We start from the raw sequence: 16,627 nt of genomic DNA, 5'->3' as shown, positions 1-16,627 counted from the left end.
CACGCATCAGTGCAGCCAACGCAGGCTGGCGTCGGTGCCGGGATGCGCGGTGGCGCGGATCAGCCGTCCGCTGGCGGCGAGGTTCGCGGCCAGGGCGTCGGCCGGCATCGCCGATTTGAGCCCGATCAGCATGCCGTCGTTCTCCGCGCCCAGCGTGACGACGCTGTCACCGCGCACCGAGGGATCGGCGCGCAGCACGTTGAGCAGGCTGGCGTAGTCCATCGCGCTGTCCAGCCCGCTCACCCACAGCTTTTCGTCGATCACCGTCGCACCGATCACGTTGAGCTGCTTGCCGATGCGGTCGACGGTGCCGTTGCCGGCGTCGGCCAGCAGTGCATCCTCGCTGGCGGCCTTGTCCGTCCAGCGCTGCGCCTTGCCGCCGGAGACCAGGGTCCAGTCGGCGCTGCCGTCGTGCAGGCTGCCCAGCAGCACCAGGCCGGTGTGGTACTGCTGGTTGATCGCCGCCAGCGTGGCCGGATCGGCGGCGTCCACCCGGGCCGGATCGGGGGCGTTGGCGGGATCGGCATAGGCCACGCCGTAGCCGCGCGCGGCGGCGGCCTTGGCGAGGCTGGCCAGCGCATCCTTGTCCAGCAGCTGGCCGTCGCTGCCGCGCACCAGCAGCAGCACCGGCGGCTTGGCGCCCACGCTGCCCACCACGCCCAGCGTGGAGACCAGGTGGCGCACCGCGCCGGGCTCGAAATCCACAGTGAGGCTCATGCCGGTGGCGGCGCGCGCGTACTGGAAGCGGCGCACCAGCGCGGCGGCGTTCTTCAGCGCATCGTCGTAGCCCGCCTTGCTGCGCAGGTCCTGGCCGCCGGCTACCCGCACCAGCACCTGGCTGAGCGCAGTGGCGAAGGCATCGCTGCGCTGGGTGTCGCTGGTGTCGGGCACCGGCACCGTCACCGAATACGGCGAGACACCCTGTGCGTGCAAAGGAGGCAACGCGGCGAAGCCCAGCAGCAGGGCGAGGGTGAACAGGCGGAGCAGACGCATCGGGGGCAGGCGCATCGGCGGGATACTGGTCGGGGGAATAGCCCGGAAGTCTGCCCAATCGCCCTCCCGGCGTCCATGCCGCAGGCCGCGGAGCCGGCCATGCGACCGCGCCGGCGGCAGCCCGCATGCGCTAGAATTGCCCGTTTCCCACCGCCGGTTTCCGCCATGTCCGACGCCCTCACCTATCGCGCCGCCGGGGTCGATATCGACGCCGGCAATGCCCTGGTCGAACGCATCAAGCCGCTGGTCAAGCGCACCAGCCGCCCGGAGGTGATGGGCGGCCTGGGCGGCTTCGGCGGCCTGTTCAACCTGGGCGGCAAGTACCGGGAGCCGGTGCTGGTCTCCGGCACCGACGGCGTGGGCACCAAGCTCAAGCTGGCCCAGCAGCTCGGTCGCCACGACACCATCGGCATCGACCTGGTCGGCATGTGCGTGAACGACGTGCTGGTGCAGGGCGCCGAGCCGCTGTTCTTCCTCGACTACTTCGCCACCGGCAAGCTGGACGTGGACACCGCCGCGGCGGTGGTCGGCGGCATCGCCCGGGGCTGCGAGCTGGCCGGCTGCGCGCTGATCGGCGGCGAGACCGCCGAGATGCCCGACATGTACCCGCCGGGCGAATACGACCTCGCCGGCTTTACCGTGGGCGCGGTGGAGAAGTCGCAGCTGCTCTCCGGCGACGGCATCGTGGCCGGCGACCTGGTGCTGGGCGTGGCCTCCAGCGGCCCGCACTCCAACGGCTATTCGCTGGTCCGCAAGATCCTCGAACGCGCCGGCAGCCCGCTGGACCTCGACCTCGGCGGCGTGAAGCTGGTCGATGCGCTGATGGCGCCGACCACCATCTACGTCAAGCCGATGCTGGATCTCCTGGCCAAACAGGGCGAGGCAGTGCATGGCATGGCCCACATCACGGGCGGCGGCCTCAAGGAGAACATCATCCGCGTGGTGCCCGACGGCCTCGGCCTCGCGCTGGACGCCGCCACGCTCACCCTGCCGGCGGTGTTCGACTGGCTGCAGCGCGAGGGCAAGGTCGCCCGCGAGGAAATGTGGCGCACCTTCAACTGCGGCGTGGGCTTCACCGTGATCCTGCCTCGTGATGCAGTGCCCGCCGCCTCGGCCTTGCTGGCGAAGCATGGCCTCGCCAGCCGCGTGATCGGCGAAGTGGTGAAGGCGGCGGGCGACGAGCGCGTCCACATCGGCTGACCCTTCCGTGACGCAGGCCCCGTTGAAAGTCGCCGTGCTCGCCTCCGGCCGCGGCAGCAATCTCGCCGCGCTGATCGCCGCGCGCGACGCCGGCACGTTGCCGGTGGAGTTCGTGCTGGTGGCCAGCGACAAGGCCTCCGCCGGTGCGCTGCGGCTGGCCGAGGATGCGGGCATACCCACGCTGGCGCTGAACCCGAAGAGCTATCCCGACCGCCCGACGTTCGACCGCGAGCTGTTCGCGCGCATCACCGCCAGCGGCGCCGAACTGCTGGTGCTGGCTGGCTTCATGCGGGTGATCGACGGCGCCGCGCTGGCGCCGTGGGCCGGGCGCGTGCTCAATATCCACCCCTCGTTGTTGCCCAAATACCGCGGCCTGCATACGCACCGCCGCGCGCTGGAAGCGGGCGACACCGAGCACGGCGCCAGCGTGCACTTCGTCACCGCCGAGCTGGACGGCGGCCCGCTGGTCGCCCAGGCGCGGCTGGCCATCGCGGCCGACGACGACGAGGAAACCCTGGCCCGGCGCCTGTTGCCGCTGGAGCACCGCCTGCTGCCGGCGGTGGTGGCCCTGCTCGCGGCGCGCCGCCTCGCGCTGGGCGAGGCCGGCGTGCTGCTGGACGGCCAGCCGCTGCGTGCGCCGCTGCAACTGGGCCAACACGGCCTGCAGTGACACGCGGTTCAGTCGGCCGCCGGCAGACTCGCCCTCCATGAACCCGCGCACCCTGCTCGCCACTGCCCTCGCCCTGCTGCCATTCACCGGCATCGCCGCCGCAGCCGCGGTACCCAAGCCCTTCACCGCGCGCTACGCGGTCAGCCAGGATGGCCAGCCGATGGGCGAGGCCACCGTGACCCTGCGCCCCGGCCCGGACGGCAGCTGGATCCTGCGCAAGGACACCAAGGGCACTGCCGGCCTCGCCGCCCTGCTCGGCGCCAGCACGCAGGAGGCCTCGCGCTTCCGCTGGCAGGGTGCCGTGCCCGAGGCGATCAGCTACGACTATCGCCTCGCCGCCGCCGGCAAGGACAAGCGGCGCCACCTGCAGGTGAACTGGACAAAGCGTCAGGTGAGCGTGCAGGACGGCAAGCATGCCTCCAGCTATCCGGCCCAGCCCGGCATGGTCGAGCGCAACACCGTGCCACTGGCGGTCGGGCTCGCGCTGGGTGAAGGCAAGCGGCAGCTCAGCCTGCCCGTGGGCGTGCGCCAAGCGGTGGAGGTGGAGAGCTTCAAGGTCGCGGGCAACGAGACCGTCCAGGTACCGGCCGGCAGCTTCAAGGCCGAGCGGGTGGAGCGCAGCGATGCGGCCAGGGAATTCAGCGCCTGGTACGTGCCCGGCCGTTACCCATTGCCGGTGAAGCTGGCGCAAAGCGACGGCGGCAGCCTGGTGCTGGAGCTGGTGAGCTATTCGTCGCCATAGGGCGGCCGGCAAGCCGACGTCAGGTTGCGCCGAGCTTCTTTTCCCGCGCCATCTGCCTGTCGAGGTTCACCAACAGCCAGCGACGGGCGCGCGGCTGCTCAAGCACGACATCCAGCACCCAGGACGCCAATGCAACTGCACAGCCGATGGCGGCCCAATGGACCGGGCCGCTGCCGTAGCCGAACCGGTTGGCGGCTGTGCCCGCGGCGAAAATGGCACCGGCAAACACGCCCAGCCTGATCGCCAGGTCGCGACCGCTGCGGCTCTCCCCGACGGCTTCCCGCCACCATTTGCGGCGATCTTCCGGCGCCAGGGCGCGTAGCTCGGGGATACTCTCGACCCGCCAGTAGTACGCCATCGCTCTGCCCTCCCTTGCGCAAAGCCCTTCAGCCTACTCCGACGCCGGGCGCGAACGTGCTCAGTTGGGCAAGCGGCGGATCCGCGCGCCGAGCGTGCCGAGCTTTTCCTCGATGTTCTCGTAGCCGCGGTCGATGTGGTAGACGCGGTCGACCACCGTGTCGCCCTGCGCCACCAGGCCGGCCAGCACCAGGCAGGCAGAGGCGCGCAGGTCGGTGGCCATGATCGGGGCACCGCTCATGTGCTGGACACCCTTGATCACCGCGGTGTTGCCCTCGAGCTGGATGTCGGCGCCGAGGCGCTGCAACTCGTGCGCATGCATGAAGCGGTTCTCGAACACCGTCTCGGTGATCACGCCGGTGCCTTCGGCCACGCAGTTGAGCGCGGTGAACTGCGCCTGCATGTCGGTGGGGAATGCGGGGTAAGGCGCGGTGGTGATGTTGACTGCCTTCGGCCGCCGGCCGCCCATGTCGAGTTCGATCCAGTCCTCGCCGCTGGAGATCTGCGCGCCGGCATCCTCCAGCTTGGCCAGCACCGCGTCCAGCGTGCTGGCGCGGGCGCCGCGGGCGCGCACCTTGCCGCCTGTCATCGCTGCGCCCACCAGGAAGGTGCCAGTCTCGATGCGGTCGGGCAGCACCTTGTAGTCGGTGCCATGGAGGCGGTCCACGCCGTGGATCACCAGGGTCGAGCTGCCCACGCCTTCGATCTGCGCGCCCATCGACATCAGGCAATGCGCGAGATCGACCACCTCGGGCTCCTGCGCGGCGTTCTCGATCACCGTGGTGCCCTCGGCGAGCGTGGCCGCCATCAGGATGTTCTCGGTGCCGGTGACGGTGACCATGTCCATCACGATGCGCGCGCCCTTGAGCCGCTTGGCGCGCGCCTTGATGTAGCCGTTCTCCACGCTGATCTCGGCGCCCAGCGCCTGCAGGCCGCGGATGTGCTGGTCGACCGGGCGCGAGCCGATCGCGCAGCCGCCCGGCAGCGACACCTCGGCCTGGCCGAAGCGCGCCACCAGCGGGCCCAGCACGAGGATCGAGGCGCGCATGGTGCGCACCAGGTCGTAGGGCGCGATGCAGGTGCTGGTGGTGCGCGGATCGACGTGGATCTTCATGCGGTCGTCGAGCACCAGCTGCACGCCCATCTGGCCGAGCAGCTCTATGAAGGTGGTGACGTCATGCAGGTGCGGCACGTTGCCGATGCTCACCGGCGCGTCGGCCAGCAAGCAGGCGGCGAGAATCGGCAGCACGGCGTTCTTGGCGCCGGAAATGCCCACCTCGCCCTGGAGCGGCACGCCGCCGTTGATCAGGATTTTGGCCATGGGTGTTCCTAAACTTGTGCGCTCCGCCGTTGGGCGCGAGAAAAAGACGGCATGGATGCCGGAAATGTCATGACATCACTGCCGGCGCGCCGCGGCCTCATCGGGGGTCAGCGTCTTCAGCGCCAGCGCGTGGATCGCACCGCCCATCAGTTCGCCCAGCGTGGCGTACACCAGCCGATGCCGCGCCAGCGGCAGCTTGCCGGCGAACGCGGCGCTCACCACGGTGGCCTCGAAATGCACGCCGTCGTCGCCGCTGACCTCGACCCGCGCCCCGGGCAGGCCGGTTTCGATCAGGGTCTGGATGCGTGCTGGGTCCATCGGGCTTCCACGGGCAGGGGCGGCGACGCGGCCGATATCGGTATCGCGTCGATCTGACGTTAAAATGCGAATATGCCATGGTAATGGAAATCCCCTGTCGCAGAAACGACAGTGCTTCCGCCCGGCCGCCAGCACCCCGCCACGGGCCTCCCATCGTCCCGCATCGAGCCGACATGAACCCACGCCCCGCCCCGCACGCCGCCATCGAACCCGCGCCCGAGGCCATCGTGCGCAGCGCCCGCGCGGTGATCGCCACCGAGGCGGCCGCCATCGCCGAGCTGGAGCCGCGCATCGGCGCCGCATTCGTGGAAGCGTGCCGGCTAATCCTGGCCTGCCGCGGCCGCGTGGTGGTCACCGGCATGGGCAAGTCCGGCCACGTCGGCCGCAAGATCGCCGCCACCCTGGCCTCCACCGGCACCCCGGCGTTCTTCGTGCACCCGGGCGAGGCCAGCCACGGCGACCTCGGCATGATCCAGCCCGACGACGTGGTGCTGGCGCTGTCCTATTCCGGCGAGACCGACGAACTGCTGCTGATCCTGCAGCCGATCAAGCGCCAGGGCATCCCGCTGATCGCGATCACCGGCAAGCCCGGCTCCTCGCTGGCCGGCCAGGCCGATGTGCACCTGGACGGCAGCATCAGCACCGAGGCCTGCCCGCTGGGCCTGGCGCCCACCACCAGCACCACCGCCGCGCTAGTGCTGGGCGACGCGCTGGCGATCGCGTTGCTGGAGGCGCGCGGCTTCACTGCGGACGACTTCGCCCGCTCGCACCCCGCCGGCAGCCTCGGCCGCCGCCTGCTGCTGCGGATCAGCGACGTGATGCACGCGGGCGACGACGTGCCGCGCGTACCGCCCGAGGCCAGCCTCACCGCCGCGCTGGTGGAGATGACCCGCAAGCACCTGGGCATGACCGCGGTGGTGGATGCCGACGATCGCCTGCTCGGCGTATTCACCGACGGCGACCTGCGCCGGGCACTGGACGACGAGGACGTGAACCTGCGCAACGCCACCGTGGCCGCGCTGATGACCCGCGGCCCCAAGACCATCGGCCCCGACAAGCTCGCCTCCGAGGCGGCCCAGCTGATGGAGAAGCACCAGATCCACGCCTTGCTGGTGGTCGACGCCGAACGCCGCGTGATCGGCGCACTGAACATTCATGATCTGCTCCGGGCGCGTGTTGTCTGATTCGCCTGCCGATTCGCCTTGGCGAATCGGCGAGTCGGGCAAGGCCGCTCTTCGACGCTCTTCGCGACAAACACCAAACTGATGCCCTACCTCTCCCACATCCCGCCCGATGTCCTCAGCCGCGCCGCCAACATCCGCGTGGCCGCGTTCGACGTGGACGGCACGCTGACCGACGGCCGCCTCTGGTACGGCGAGGACGGCCGCGAAACCAAGGTGTTCCACGTGCACGATGGCCTGGGCCTCAAGCGGCTGCAGGCCAACGGCGTGCACGTGGCGCTGATCACCGCACGGATCAGCCATCCGGTGGCGCTGCGCGCCGAGGAGCTGGAGATCGCCCATGTCTACCAGGGCCAGGGCGACAAGCGCGCCTGCCTCGAGGCCCTGCTGGAAGCGCTGAACCTCGCACCCGAACAGGCCGCCTTCGTCGGCGACGACCTGCCCGACCTGCCGCCCATGGGCATCGCCGGCCTCGCCGTGGCGGTGGCCAACGCCCACCCCTGGGTGGCCGAGGCCGCGCACTGGCAGACCCGCCAGCCCGGCGGCATGGGCGCGGCGCGCGAAGTCTGCGACCTGCTCCTGCACGCGCAGGGCAAGAGCACCGCCGAGCGGGAGCGCTGGCGGTGATCCTGCGCCTGCGCCGCTGGCTGCGCGACCGCAAACTGGCCAGCACGATCGTGCTGGTCGGGCTGGCCGCCGGCCTCGCCCAGCTGCTGCTGTGGTGGATGGGGCCGGCGCCGAAGCCGAACGATTTCGTGGGGCCGCCCCGCTCGGGCTACACGCTCACCAACTTCAGGCTCTGGTCCTACAACCCCGAAGGCCAGCTCGCCTTCCGCATGCAGGCGCCGCGCCTGGAGCGCCGCGAGGGCGACGATTCGCTGTACATCAACTCGCCCGTGTTCGACCTCTCGTCCAGGAAGCCCGGCGTGCCGGACTGGCACGGCCAGTCGCTATACGGCTGGGTGGACAAGAGCGGCGGCCTGATCAAGCTACAGGGCCCGGTGACCATGCACCGTCCCGCCTGGGCCGATACCGCGGCGACGGACCTAGTCTCTTCGGACGTCACCGTGTGGCCGAAGGAGAATCGCATGGAGACCGCCGCGCCGGCGCAGATGACGCAGGGCGACAGTAGAATGGACGGGGTCGGCATGCGTGCCAACCTCAACGACAATCACCTGGAGTTGCTCGACAATGTCCATGCCACGTTCCCGCCGCGCAAGCGCAAGTCGTAAGTTCGTCGCCGGCCTGCTCACCGTGGCGGCGCTGGCGCTGCTGCCCGCGCTGGCCCTGGCGAAGAAGTCCGACCGCCAGCAGCCGATGAACGTCGAGCACGCGGACTCGTTCGACGGCACGTATGCCCCCAACAGCACGGTCAAGCTGCACGGCCACGTGGTGATCACCCAGGGCACCATGAAGATCACCGGCGACCTGGCCACGGTGCATTTCGACGCCGACCAGAACGTCGACCACGTGCAGGTCACCGGCGCGCCCGCGCACATCCAGGAGCTGGACGACAGCGGCAACCTGATGACCGGCGACGCCGCCCGGCTCGACTACGACAACATCAACGGCATCGCCGTGCTCACCGGCAATGCCGTGGTCAAGCAGCAGGGCCGCGGCGAGGCGCACGGCGACAAGCTCACCTACAACACCCAGACCAGCGAAATGACCGGCAGCAGCAGCGGCGACAACGCCGTGCACATGACCTTCCTGCCCAAGCCCAAGCAGGGCCAGCAGGCGTCTCCCGCTCCCGCCCACAGCGCACCGGCGGGCGGCAAGTAAGCATGCTGTCAGCCGAAGGTCTGCAGAAGAGTTTCAAGTCGCGGCAGGTAGTGCGCGACTTCGGCTTCTCCATCCGCGAAGGTGAGGTGGTGGGGCTGCTCGGGCCCAACGGCGCCGGCAAGACCACCTGCTTCTACATGGTGGTGGGCCTGATCGAGGCCGACGCCGGCACGATCAAGCTCGACAAGCAGGAGATCACCGGCCTGCCGATGCACCTGCGCGCGCGCCTGGGCATCGGCTACCTGCCGCAGGAAGCCTCGGTGTTCCGCCGGCTCAGCGTGGCGGACAACATCATGGCCGTGCTGGAGCTGCGCGAAGGCCTCACGCCCCAGCAACGCGACAGCGAGCTGGAAAGCCTGCTGGACGAGCTGAAGATCGCCCACATCGCCGGCCAGAAGGGCATCAGCCTGTCCGGCGGCGAGCGCCGCCGCGTGGAGATCGCCCGCGCGCTGGCCGCGAACCCGCGCTACATGCTGCTCGACGAGCCGTTCGCCGGCGTCGACCCGATCTCGGTGGGCGAGATCCAGCGCATCGTGCGCCATCTCAAGGAACGCGGGATCGGCGTGCTGATCACCGACCACAACGTGCGCGAAACCCTGGGCATCTGCGACCGCGCCTACATCCTCAACGAGGGCGAAGTGCTGTCGCGCGGCACGCCCGCCCACATCCTCGCCGACGAAAAGGTGCGCGAGGTCTACCTGGGCCGCGAATTCCGCCTGTGACGGGGTATTCATCCCGGCGCGCGACTATGGCCGCCCCCGCCGGCTGCGGGTAGGATGGGCTCCAGTCCACCCCCCCGGCCGGCATGAAACCCGCACTCCAGTTCCGCCTCCACCAGCAGCTCACCCTGACGCCGCAGCTGCAGTTGGCCATCCGCCTGCTGCAACTGTCGCAACTGGAGCTGGAGGCCGAGTTGCGGCAGCTCGCCGAAGGCAACCCGCTGCTGGAATTCGCCGACGAGAGCGAGGACGAGGCCGTCTCCGACGATGCCGCGCCGGAAGCCGAATACGTGCCGGTGCCCGGCCCCGCCGAGGCGGCCGCCAACCAGGATGTCGACGGCGGCGACAGCGCCGACTGGGCCGAGGACGGTGGTGGCAGCGTCGAGACGCCGATCGACTTCTCCAACGGCAGCGGCAGCAGCAGCGGCGCCACGCGCGGCGACGAGGATTTCGAGCCGCAGAACGTCGCGCCGGAGACCTTGCAGCAGCACCTGCTGTGGCAGCTCAACCTCGCCGGCTTCAACCCGCGCCAGACCGCGATCGCCACCGTGCTGATCGACGCGCTGAATGCCGACGGCTACCTCGCCGACGGCATCGAGGCGGTGCGCGCGGCGCTGCCGGCGAACCTGGCCGCTGGACTCGACGAGATCGAGGCGGTGCGCCGCCGCCTGCAGGGCTTCGATCCGCTGGGCGTGGCCAGCCTGGACCTGCGCGACTGCCTGCGCAGCCAGCTGGAGCAGTTCGACGCCGCCACCCCGCAGCGCGAGCTGGCGCTCGCCATCGTCGACGGCGAACTGGAACTGCTCGCGCGCAACGACATCGCGAAGCTGGCGCGCAAGCTGCGCGCCGGCGAGGACGAGGTGGCCGCCGCCGCCGCGCTGATCCGCAGCCTCGATCCGCGCCCCGGTGCGGCGCTGGACGCCACTCCGGTGGAATACGTGGCACCCGACGTCTACGCGGTGCGCGAGGGTGGCCGCTGGCAGGTGCGCCTGAACCCGGAGGCCCAGCCGCGGCTGGGCCTGAACCAGCACTACTGCAACCTGATCGCCCGCGCCCGCGGCGAGGACGCGAGCTGGATGAAGGGCCAGCTGCAGGAGGCACGCTGGCTGCTGAAGAGCCTGGAATCGCGCGCCGAGACCCTACTCAAGGTGGCCGGCGCCATCGTGCGGCGGCAAAGTGCCTTCCTCGACTACGGCCCCGAGGCGATGCACCCGCTGGTGCTGCGCGAGGTGGCCGAGGAGGTGGGCATGCACGAATCGACTATCTCGCGCGTCACCACGCGTAAGTACTTGCACACGCCGCGCGGCACTTTCGAGCTCAAGTATTTCTTCTCCAGCGGCGTGTCCACCGAGGACGGCGGCAGCGCGTCGGCCACCGCGATCCAGGCGATGCTGCGCAAGCTGATCGAGGCGGAGGACCCGCGCAAGCCGCTGTCCGACCAGGCATTGGCCGAAGAGCTGAAAGGCAAGGGCATCCAGGTCGCCCGGCGCACCGTGGCCAAGTACCGGGAGGGGCTGCGCATCCCAAGTTCCAGCGAACGCCAGCGCATCGGCTGAGGGATATCCCGAAACTGGCCGAAACACCTTGCACGGGAACTTGCCCCCCGGAAAAACGCTCCCATTACCTGCAGTGAAGGATGATCGACGACGCACCCCGGGTTCCTCCGGCGCGCGTCCATCCCGCCGCCAAACGCGGCAAGCACCACCAGAGGAGGCGTACCATGCAATTCCAACTCAGCGGCCAGCAGATCGAAGTCACCCCCGCGCTGCGCGCCCACGTCGAATCCAGGCTCGACCGCCTCCAACGCCTCGATGACAAGCTGATCAGCCTCGCCGTGGTGCTCTCCGTGGACAAGCTGAAGCACCGTGCGGACGCCACGCTCGGCGTCACCGGTGCCACCCTGCATGCGGAAGCCGCCGAGGCCGATATGTACGCCTCCATCGACATGCTGTTCGACAAGCTGGTCAACCAGCTGCGCCGCCATCGCGAGAAGATCGTCGACAAGCACCAGCGCGCCGTGCGCGATGAGCGCCAGTACGGCTGATCGATCCGCCGCGGGTCGCCCGGCACCGGGCGGCCCGCCCTCCCGCCGGAACACACCCCGCGCCCAAGCTGGCACAATGGCCCTGCCCCGCCGCGAAGCCCACCGGCGGCACGCGACGCAAAGGACCGAAGGCTTGGACCGGCTCACCGCACGACAACTCTACGACGGCGTCAACGAACGCATGGCGCTGCGCTGGCTGGCCGGCATGCGCGGCGAATCGCGCGCGCTGGAGCCGGGCGCCGCGCAGGCACGCCGTCCCTCGCTGATCGGCTACCTCAACGTCATCTACCCGAACAAGATCCAGATCATCGGCACGGAGGAGCTGAACTTCCTCGACGGCCTGGACTCGCGCCAGCGCTGGGAGGTGATCCACAAGATCGCCGCCAGCCGGCCGGTGGCACTGATCGTCACCAAGGACCAGTCAGTGCCCTCTGACCTGCGCGAAGTGGCCGAGGAGACCGACACCCCGTTGTGGGTCAGCACCAAGCGCGGCCACGAGCTGCTGACCTTCCTGCAATACCACCTGGCGCGCCAGCTGGCGGCGAAGACCACCCTGCACGGCGTGTTCCTGGAAGTGTTCTCGATCGGCGTGCTGATCACCGGCGAGCCCGGGTCCGGCAAGAGCGAACTGGCGCTGGAGCTGATCAGCCGCGGCCACCGCCTGGTCGCCGACGACGCGACCGAATTCACCCTGATCGCGCCGGATGTGATCGACGGCAGTTGCCCCGAACTGCTGCAGGACCTGCTGGAAGTGCGCGGCCTCGGCGTGCTCAACGTGCGCGAGATGTTCGGGCACATGTCCGTGAAGCCGTCCAAGTACCTGCGCCTGGTGATCCACCTGAAGCCGCTGCGCGAGGGCGAGGACATCGACGCGCTGACCCGCCTCACCGGCGACATCGGCCACCGCGAGGTATTCGACGTCAAAGTGCCGATGATCACCATCCCGGTGGCGCCCGGCCGCAACATCGCCGTGCTGGTCGAGGCGGCGGTGCGCAGCCATGCGCTGAAGAGCAAGGGCATCGATCCCGCGCAGACCTTCATCGACCGCCAGGCGCACCAACTGCGCCGACTGCCGCCCTGGTGATGCCATGAGCGAAGACCATTCGCCGCTGCCCAGCCCCTACACCGACCCGCACGAGACGCACCTGATCGTGCTCACCGGCATGTCCGGCGGCGGCAAGACGGTGGCGCTGCGCGCGCTGGAGGACTTGGAGTTCTACTGCGTCGACAACCTGCCGCCGGCCCTGCTGCCGCAGCTGGTCGAGGCAGTGGGCCGCGGTGCCGGCCGGCGCCGGCGCATCGCGGTGGGCGTGGACGTGCGCAACCGCGGCGACGACTTCGAACACCTGCCGGCAGTGCTCTCCGCGCTGGCCGCCACCGGCGTGCAGCTGCACCTGATCTTCCTCGACTGCAGCAACGACGTGCTGCTCAAGCGCTACTCGGAGACCCGCCGCCGCCACCCGCTGGCGACACGCGGCATGTCGCTCGCCGATGCCATCGGCAAGGAGCGCCGCCTGCTGCGCCCGCTGATGGCGATCGCCGAGAAGGTGATCGACTCCAGCGAGCTCAACGTGCACCAGCTGCGCCGACTGGTCGCCACCGGCTACGCGCAGGCGACCGAGGGCATGACCTTGATGTTCCAGTCCTTCGCGTTCAAGCGCGGGCTGCCGCTGGATTCGGATTTCGTGTTCGACGCGCGCTGCCTGCCCAACCCGCACTGGCAGCCGCGGCTGCGCCCGCTCTCCGGCAAGGACGCGCCGGTGCGCGAGTACCTGGACGGCGAGCCGCTGGTCGCCGAATACCTCGCCGACACCGCGCGCTGGCTGGACACCTGGTTGCCGCGCTTCGAACAGGACGACCGCAGCTACGTCACCATCGCGATCGGCTGCACCGGCGGCCGCCATCGCTCGGTGTACCTGGTCGAGCAGCTCGCCGGGCACTACCGCGAAACGCGCGAAGGCGTCCTGACCTTCCACCGCGAGCTGGACTGAGCAATGACACCGCGAAGCAGGCAGGCGGGTACAAGGCCATGAGCGTTGGCGTGCTGCTGATGACCCACGAGGCGGTCGGCCATGCGCTGATCTCCGCCGCGCACCACGTGATGCCGAAGCTGCCGCTGCAGGTGGACGCCGTCGAGGTGCCCCCGCAGGCCGATCCCGACGTGATGCGCACGCTCACCGCCCATCACGCGCGCGTGCTCGACCAGGGCGAGGGCGTGCTGGTGCTGGCCGATCTCTACGGCGCCACGCCGTGCAACATCGGACTGTCGCTCAGCTCGCTGGGCGTGCGCCTGCGCTGCGTCTCCGGCCTCAACCTGCCGATGCTGCTGCGCGTGCTCAACTACGCGGAAAAACCACTGGACGAACTGGCCGAGATCGCGGCAAGCGGCGGCCGCGGGGGGATCTTCATTGACCATGCTTGAAAAAGAAATCGTCGTGTCCAACAAGCTGGGGCTGCATGCCCGCGCCTCGGCCAAGCTGGTGCAGCTGGTGCAGGGCTTCAAATCCACCGTGCTGCTGGTAAGCAGGGGGCGCGAGGTGAACGCGCAGAGCATCATGGGCGTGATGATGCTCGCCGCCGGCATCGGCACGCCGTTGACCATCCGCGCCGACGGTCCGGACGAACAGGCGGCGCTGGACGCGGTGGTGGCGCTGTTCGAGCGCAAGTTCGACGAGGGAGCGTGAGGGCGATGGGATCCGGGGTGCGGGATACGGGATACGGCGGGGCACAAACCGCGCAGCTGGTGCTTCGGCGGCCCGCGTCACCCCGTCGCGCATCTAGGGGTCCGGGTCCCGCGGCTCGACGGGGCAGCCCATGAGGCACGTCCTTCCCGGCACCCAGGCGTCGCGCGGCATGGCGCTGGGCCGGGCGCGGCTGGTGCAGCCCAGCCGCTACGCGGTGGACACCCGCCCGCTGGCCGAGGACGAGGTGGCGGGCGAGCTGGAGCACCTGCACCGCGCGCTGGACACTGCGCGGCAGGAGCTGCGCGAGCTGCGCGGCAAGCTGCACGGCGCGCTGGCCCGCGAGGTCAACGAATTCATCGACGCGCACAGCCTGCTGCTGGACGACGCCGAGCTGCTGCGCGGCCTCGACGACCTGGTGAAGATCGGCCACTACCGCGCCGGCGCCGCGCTGAAGAAACAGCGCGACCGGCTCGCCGCGGTATTCGAGGCGATGGACGATCCCTACCTGCGCAGCCGCAAGGAGGACATCGACCAGGTGATCGCCCGCGTGGTCTCCGCGCTGCAGCGCCAGACCAGCGTCGAGGAGCGCAAGCTGGCCGCGCGCGTGGGCGAGATCCTGGTCGCCGACACGATCGCGCCGGCCGACATGGCCCAGCTCGCCGGCAACGGCCTGCTCGGCGTGGTCACCAGCTCCGGCAGCGCGTACTCGCACAGTGCGATCCTCGCGCGCAGCCTCGGCCTGCCGATGCTGGTCGGCGCGCGCGACGCGCTGGCGCTGCTGCATGACGACGACCTGATCCTGCTCGATGCCGAGCACGGCGAGGCGATCGTGCACCCCACTGCGCAGGATCTCGCCCGCTACCGCGCCTGGCAGCGCGAAGCCGCCGCCGAAGGGCGCCGCCTCGCTACGCTGGCGAATGCGGCCACCCGGACCCGCGACGGCATGGATATCCGCCTGCTGGCGAATGCGGAGACCCCCGCCGACGTGGCGCTGGCGCGCACCCGCGGCGCCGACGGCGTGGGCCTGTACCGCACCGAATTCCTGTTCCTGCGCCACAAGGGCCTGCCTTCGGAGGACGAGCAGTTCATCGCCTACCGCGACCTGGTGCTGGGCATGGGCGGTTTGCCGGTCACCATCCGCACGCTCGACCTCGGCGCCGACAAGGCCGATGCCGCCGGCCTGGTGCTGCGCGGCGAGGACAACCCCGCGCTGGGCGTGCGCGGCGTGCGCCTGTCGCTGCGCTACCCGGCCGTGTTCACCACCCAGATCCGCGCGATCCTGCGCGCCGCCTGCTACGGCCCGGTGCGCGTGCTGGTGCCCATGGTAACCCAGCCGGACGAACTCATCGCGGTGCGCACGCTGTTCAAGCTGGCGCGGCAGGACCTGAAGCGCGAGAGCATCGACCTGCCCGAGAAGCTGCCGCTGGGCGCGATGATCGAGGTGCCCGCCGCAGCGATCAACGTGCGCGCCCTGCTCGAACACGCCGACTTCCTCGCCATCGGCACCAACGACCTCGCCCAGTACGTGCTCGCCGCCGACCGCGGCAACGACGCGCTGGACAACATCTACACCCCGCTGCAACCGGCCATGCTGCGCCTGCTCTCGCACGTGATCAGCTCGGGCCGTCGCGCCAGAAAGCCGGTGAGCCTGTGCGGCGAGATCGGCGGCGACGTGCACTTCACCGCTATGCTGCTCGCGCTCGGCCTCAATGAATTCAGCATGCACCCCAGCCAGCTGCTGCAGGTGCGCGACCGGCTCGCCGCGCTCGACCATGCCGCGCTGCGCGGCCACGCCACCCGCCTGCTGCGCGCCACGACCCACGAGCAGGTCGCGGCGCTGCTGGCGCAACTCGAAGCCTGACCGCGGTGCACCGGCGTCCTGCGGCGCAGGACGGAACCAGGCCGCTCACGCCGCCGCGGTCAGCTTCCGGTAGTCGCGCGGCGACATGCCCACCGTGGCCTTGAACTGGCGTGCGAATGAACTCTGGTCGGCGAAGCCGCAGGCCAGCCCGATCGCCGCCACGCTGTCGCCGCCCTGCAGCAGCCGCATCGCAGCCTCGATGCGCAGCTTGGTCAGCACCTGCTGCGGCGTGAGCTGGAACACCCGGCGGAAATGCCGTTCGAGCTGCGCCACCGAGAGCTCGGCCAGCTCCGCCAGCGTCGCCACGCGGACGCCTTCCGCATAGTGCTCCTGCAGGTGGGCAAGCACGCGGCGCAGTCGCAGATAGGTCGGATGGCGGCCATCCGGCTGCCCCAGGTCGCGCGAGATGCCGATCACGCCGTCGATGCCTTCGCCCAGCCGCAAGGGCCGCTTGCAGGTAAGGCACCAGCCGGGCGCGCGATTCGCGAAGATGTGCACCTCGAGCTGGTTCTCGATGACCTCTCCGCCCAGCACGCGCCGGTCCTGCGACGCGTACGAGCCGCCCATGGCCGCGGGAAACAGCTCGGTCACGCTGCGGCCGATCACCTCCTCCCGGCGCCGGAGGCCGAGCCGGCGCACCAGGGTGAGATTGGCGTGCGTGTACCGGCCCGCCACGTCCTTCACGAAAAACACCACGTCGGGCAGCGCATCGAACAACGCTTCCAGCTCGTCCGCCGAGATCCTCATTTCCACGG

Annotated in this window: 20 protein-coding genes; 15 read left to right on the top strand and 5 right to left on the bottom strand. The window is 70.1% G+C overall.

Features of this window, described 5'->3' with window-relative positions:
- Positions 1-6: 6 nt before the first annotated feature.
- Positions 7-993 (bottom strand): DUF2066 domain-containing protein, encoded by a 987-nt coding sequence (locus AC2EWF_RS14510; RefSeq protein WP_483640091.1) that lies wholly within the window; start codon positions 991-993, stop codon positions 7-9.
- A 165-nt stretch (positions 994-1,158) separates the two neighbouring features.
- On the opposite strand from AC2EWF_RS14510, the gene purM reads away from it, so the two are divergent.
- From purM to AC2EWF_RS14495, 3 genes are read left to right on the top strand one after another with little or no spacing between them, the layout of a single operon-like run.
- Positions 1,159-2,193 (top strand): phosphoribosylformylglycinamidine cyclo-ligase, encoded by a 1,035-nt coding sequence (purM, locus tag AC2EWF_RS14505; RefSeq protein ID WP_483640090.1) that lies wholly within the window; start codon positions 1,159-1,161, stop codon positions 2,191-2,193.
- Between the two features lie 7 nt (positions 2,194-2,200).
- Positions 2,201-2,863, top strand: a complete 663-nt coding sequence (gene purN, locus AC2EWF_RS14500) for a phosphoribosylglycinamide formyltransferase (protein ID WP_483640089.1) — start codon at positions 2,201-2,203, stop codon at positions 2,861-2,863.
- 37 nt (positions 2,864-2,900) lie between these two features.
- On the top strand, positions 2,901-3,605 hold the full coding sequence (locus AC2EWF_RS14495) for a DUF3108 domain-containing protein (RefSeq protein ID WP_483640088.1): 705 nt from the start codon (positions 2,901-2,903) through the stop codon (positions 3,603-3,605).
- Positions 3,606-3,624: 19 nt separating this feature from the next.
- Here AC2EWF_RS14495 and AC2EWF_RS14490 read toward each other — a convergent pair whose 3' ends face one another.
- From AC2EWF_RS14490 to AC2EWF_RS14480, 3 genes are all read right to left on the bottom strand, one after another.
- Positions 3,625-3,963, bottom strand: coding sequence for a hypothetical protein (locus AC2EWF_RS14490; protein WP_483640087.1), 339 nt, complete (start codon positions 3,961-3,963; stop codon positions 3,625-3,627).
- Positions 3,964-4,023: 60 nt separating this feature from the next.
- Positions 4,024-5,283, bottom strand: a complete 1,260-nt coding sequence (gene murA / locus AC2EWF_RS14485) for a UDP-N-acetylglucosamine 1-carboxyvinyltransferase (RefSeq protein WP_483640086.1) — start codon at positions 5,281-5,283, stop codon at positions 4,024-4,026.
- 75 nt (positions 5,284-5,358) lie between these two features.
- Complete coding sequence (locus AC2EWF_RS14480; RefSeq protein ID WP_483640085.1) at positions 5,359-5,601, bottom strand: BolA family protein; 243 nt, start codon at positions 5,599-5,601, stop codon at positions 5,359-5,361.
- Positions 5,602-5,774: 173 nt separating this feature from the next.
- On the opposite strand from AC2EWF_RS14480, the gene AC2EWF_RS14475 reads away from it, so the two are divergent.
- From AC2EWF_RS14475 to ptsP, 12 genes are all read left to right on the top strand, one after another.
- Entirely contained in the window at positions 5,775-6,785 is a 1,011-nt protein-coding gene (locus tag AC2EWF_RS14475) for a KpsF/GutQ family sugar-phosphate isomerase (RefSeq protein ID WP_483640084.1), read from the top strand.
- An 81-nt stretch (positions 6,786-6,866) separates the two neighbouring features.
- On the top strand, positions 6,867-7,409 hold the full coding sequence (locus AC2EWF_RS14470) for a KdsC family phosphatase (RefSeq protein ID WP_483640083.1): 543 nt from the start codon (positions 6,867-6,869) through the stop codon (positions 7,407-7,409).
- A 2-nt stretch (positions 7,410-7,411) separates the two neighbouring features.
- Complete coding sequence (gene lptC, locus AC2EWF_RS14465; RefSeq protein WP_483640444.1) at positions 7,412-8,014, top strand: LPS export ABC transporter periplasmic protein LptC; 603 nt, start codon at positions 7,412-7,414, stop codon at positions 8,012-8,014.
- The gene (lptA, locus tag AC2EWF_RS14460) at positions 7,980-8,564 is read left to right on the top strand and encodes a lipopolysaccharide transport periplasmic protein LptA (protein ID WP_483640082.1); all 585 of its coding nucleotides are present in this window, start codon (positions 7,980-7,982) and stop codon (positions 8,562-8,564) included. Before lptC ends, lptA begins: the two co-directional genes overlap by 35 nt.
- A gap of 2 nt (positions 8,565-8,566) precedes the next feature.
- A complete protein-coding gene (lptB, locus tag AC2EWF_RS14455; protein ID WP_483640081.1) occupies positions 8,567-9,286 on the top strand; it encodes an LPS export ABC transporter ATP-binding protein in 720 nt (239 codons plus the stop codon).
- Between the two features lie 83 nt (positions 9,287-9,369).
- Entirely contained in the window at positions 9,370-10,839 is a 1,470-nt protein-coding gene (locus tag AC2EWF_RS14450; RefSeq protein WP_483640080.1) for an RNA polymerase factor sigma-54, read from the top strand.
- A 164-nt stretch (positions 10,840-11,003) separates the two neighbouring features.
- Positions 11,004-11,327, top strand: a complete 324-nt coding sequence (gene hpf, locus AC2EWF_RS14445) for a ribosome hibernation-promoting factor, HPF/YfiA family (protein ID WP_483640079.1) — start codon at positions 11,004-11,006, stop codon at positions 11,325-11,327.
- Between the two features lie 133 nt (positions 11,328-11,460).
- Positions 11,461-12,411 carry an HPr(Ser) kinase/phosphatase gene (gene hprK, locus AC2EWF_RS14440; protein WP_483640078.1) on the top strand — a complete coding sequence of 317 codons (951 nt, stop codon included), beginning with the start codon at positions 11,461-11,463 and terminating at the stop codon, positions 12,409-12,411.
- A 4-nt stretch (positions 12,412-12,415) separates the two neighbouring features.
- Positions 12,416-13,318 carry an RNase adapter RapZ gene (gene rapZ / locus AC2EWF_RS14435; RefSeq protein ID WP_483640077.1) on the top strand — a complete coding sequence of 301 codons (903 nt, stop codon included), beginning with the start codon at positions 12,416-12,418 and terminating at the stop codon, positions 13,316-13,318.
- 38 nt (positions 13,319-13,356) lie between these two features.
- Positions 13,357-13,749 carry a PTS sugar transporter subunit IIA gene (locus tag AC2EWF_RS14430; RefSeq protein WP_483640076.1) on the top strand — a complete coding sequence of 131 codons (393 nt, stop codon included), beginning with the start codon at positions 13,357-13,359 and terminating at the stop codon, positions 13,747-13,749.
- A complete protein-coding gene (locus AC2EWF_RS14425; RefSeq protein ID WP_483640075.1) occupies positions 13,742-14,011 on the top strand; it encodes an HPr family phosphocarrier protein in 270 nt (89 codons plus the stop codon). The genes AC2EWF_RS14430 and AC2EWF_RS14425 overlap by 8 nt, the downstream gene beginning before the upstream one ends.
- A 130-nt stretch (positions 14,012-14,141) precedes the next feature.
- Positions 14,142-15,872, top strand: coding sequence for a phosphoenolpyruvate--protein phosphotransferase (ptsP, locus tag AC2EWF_RS14420; protein ID WP_483640074.1), 1,731 nt, complete (start codon positions 14,142-14,144; stop codon positions 15,870-15,872).
- 45 nt (positions 15,873-15,917) lie between these two features.
- Here ptsP and AC2EWF_RS14415 read toward each other — a convergent pair whose 3' ends face one another.
- Complete coding sequence (locus AC2EWF_RS14415) at positions 15,918-16,619, bottom strand: AraC family transcriptional regulator (protein ID WP_483640443.1); 702 nt, start codon at positions 16,617-16,619, stop codon at positions 15,918-15,920.
- Positions 16,620-16,627: the final 8 nt, after the last annotated feature.

The sequence above is a fragment of the Rhodanobacter sp. sgz306013 genome, assembly GCF_057031145.1.
This window is presented reverse-complemented; position numbering and strand designations above follow the sequence as displayed.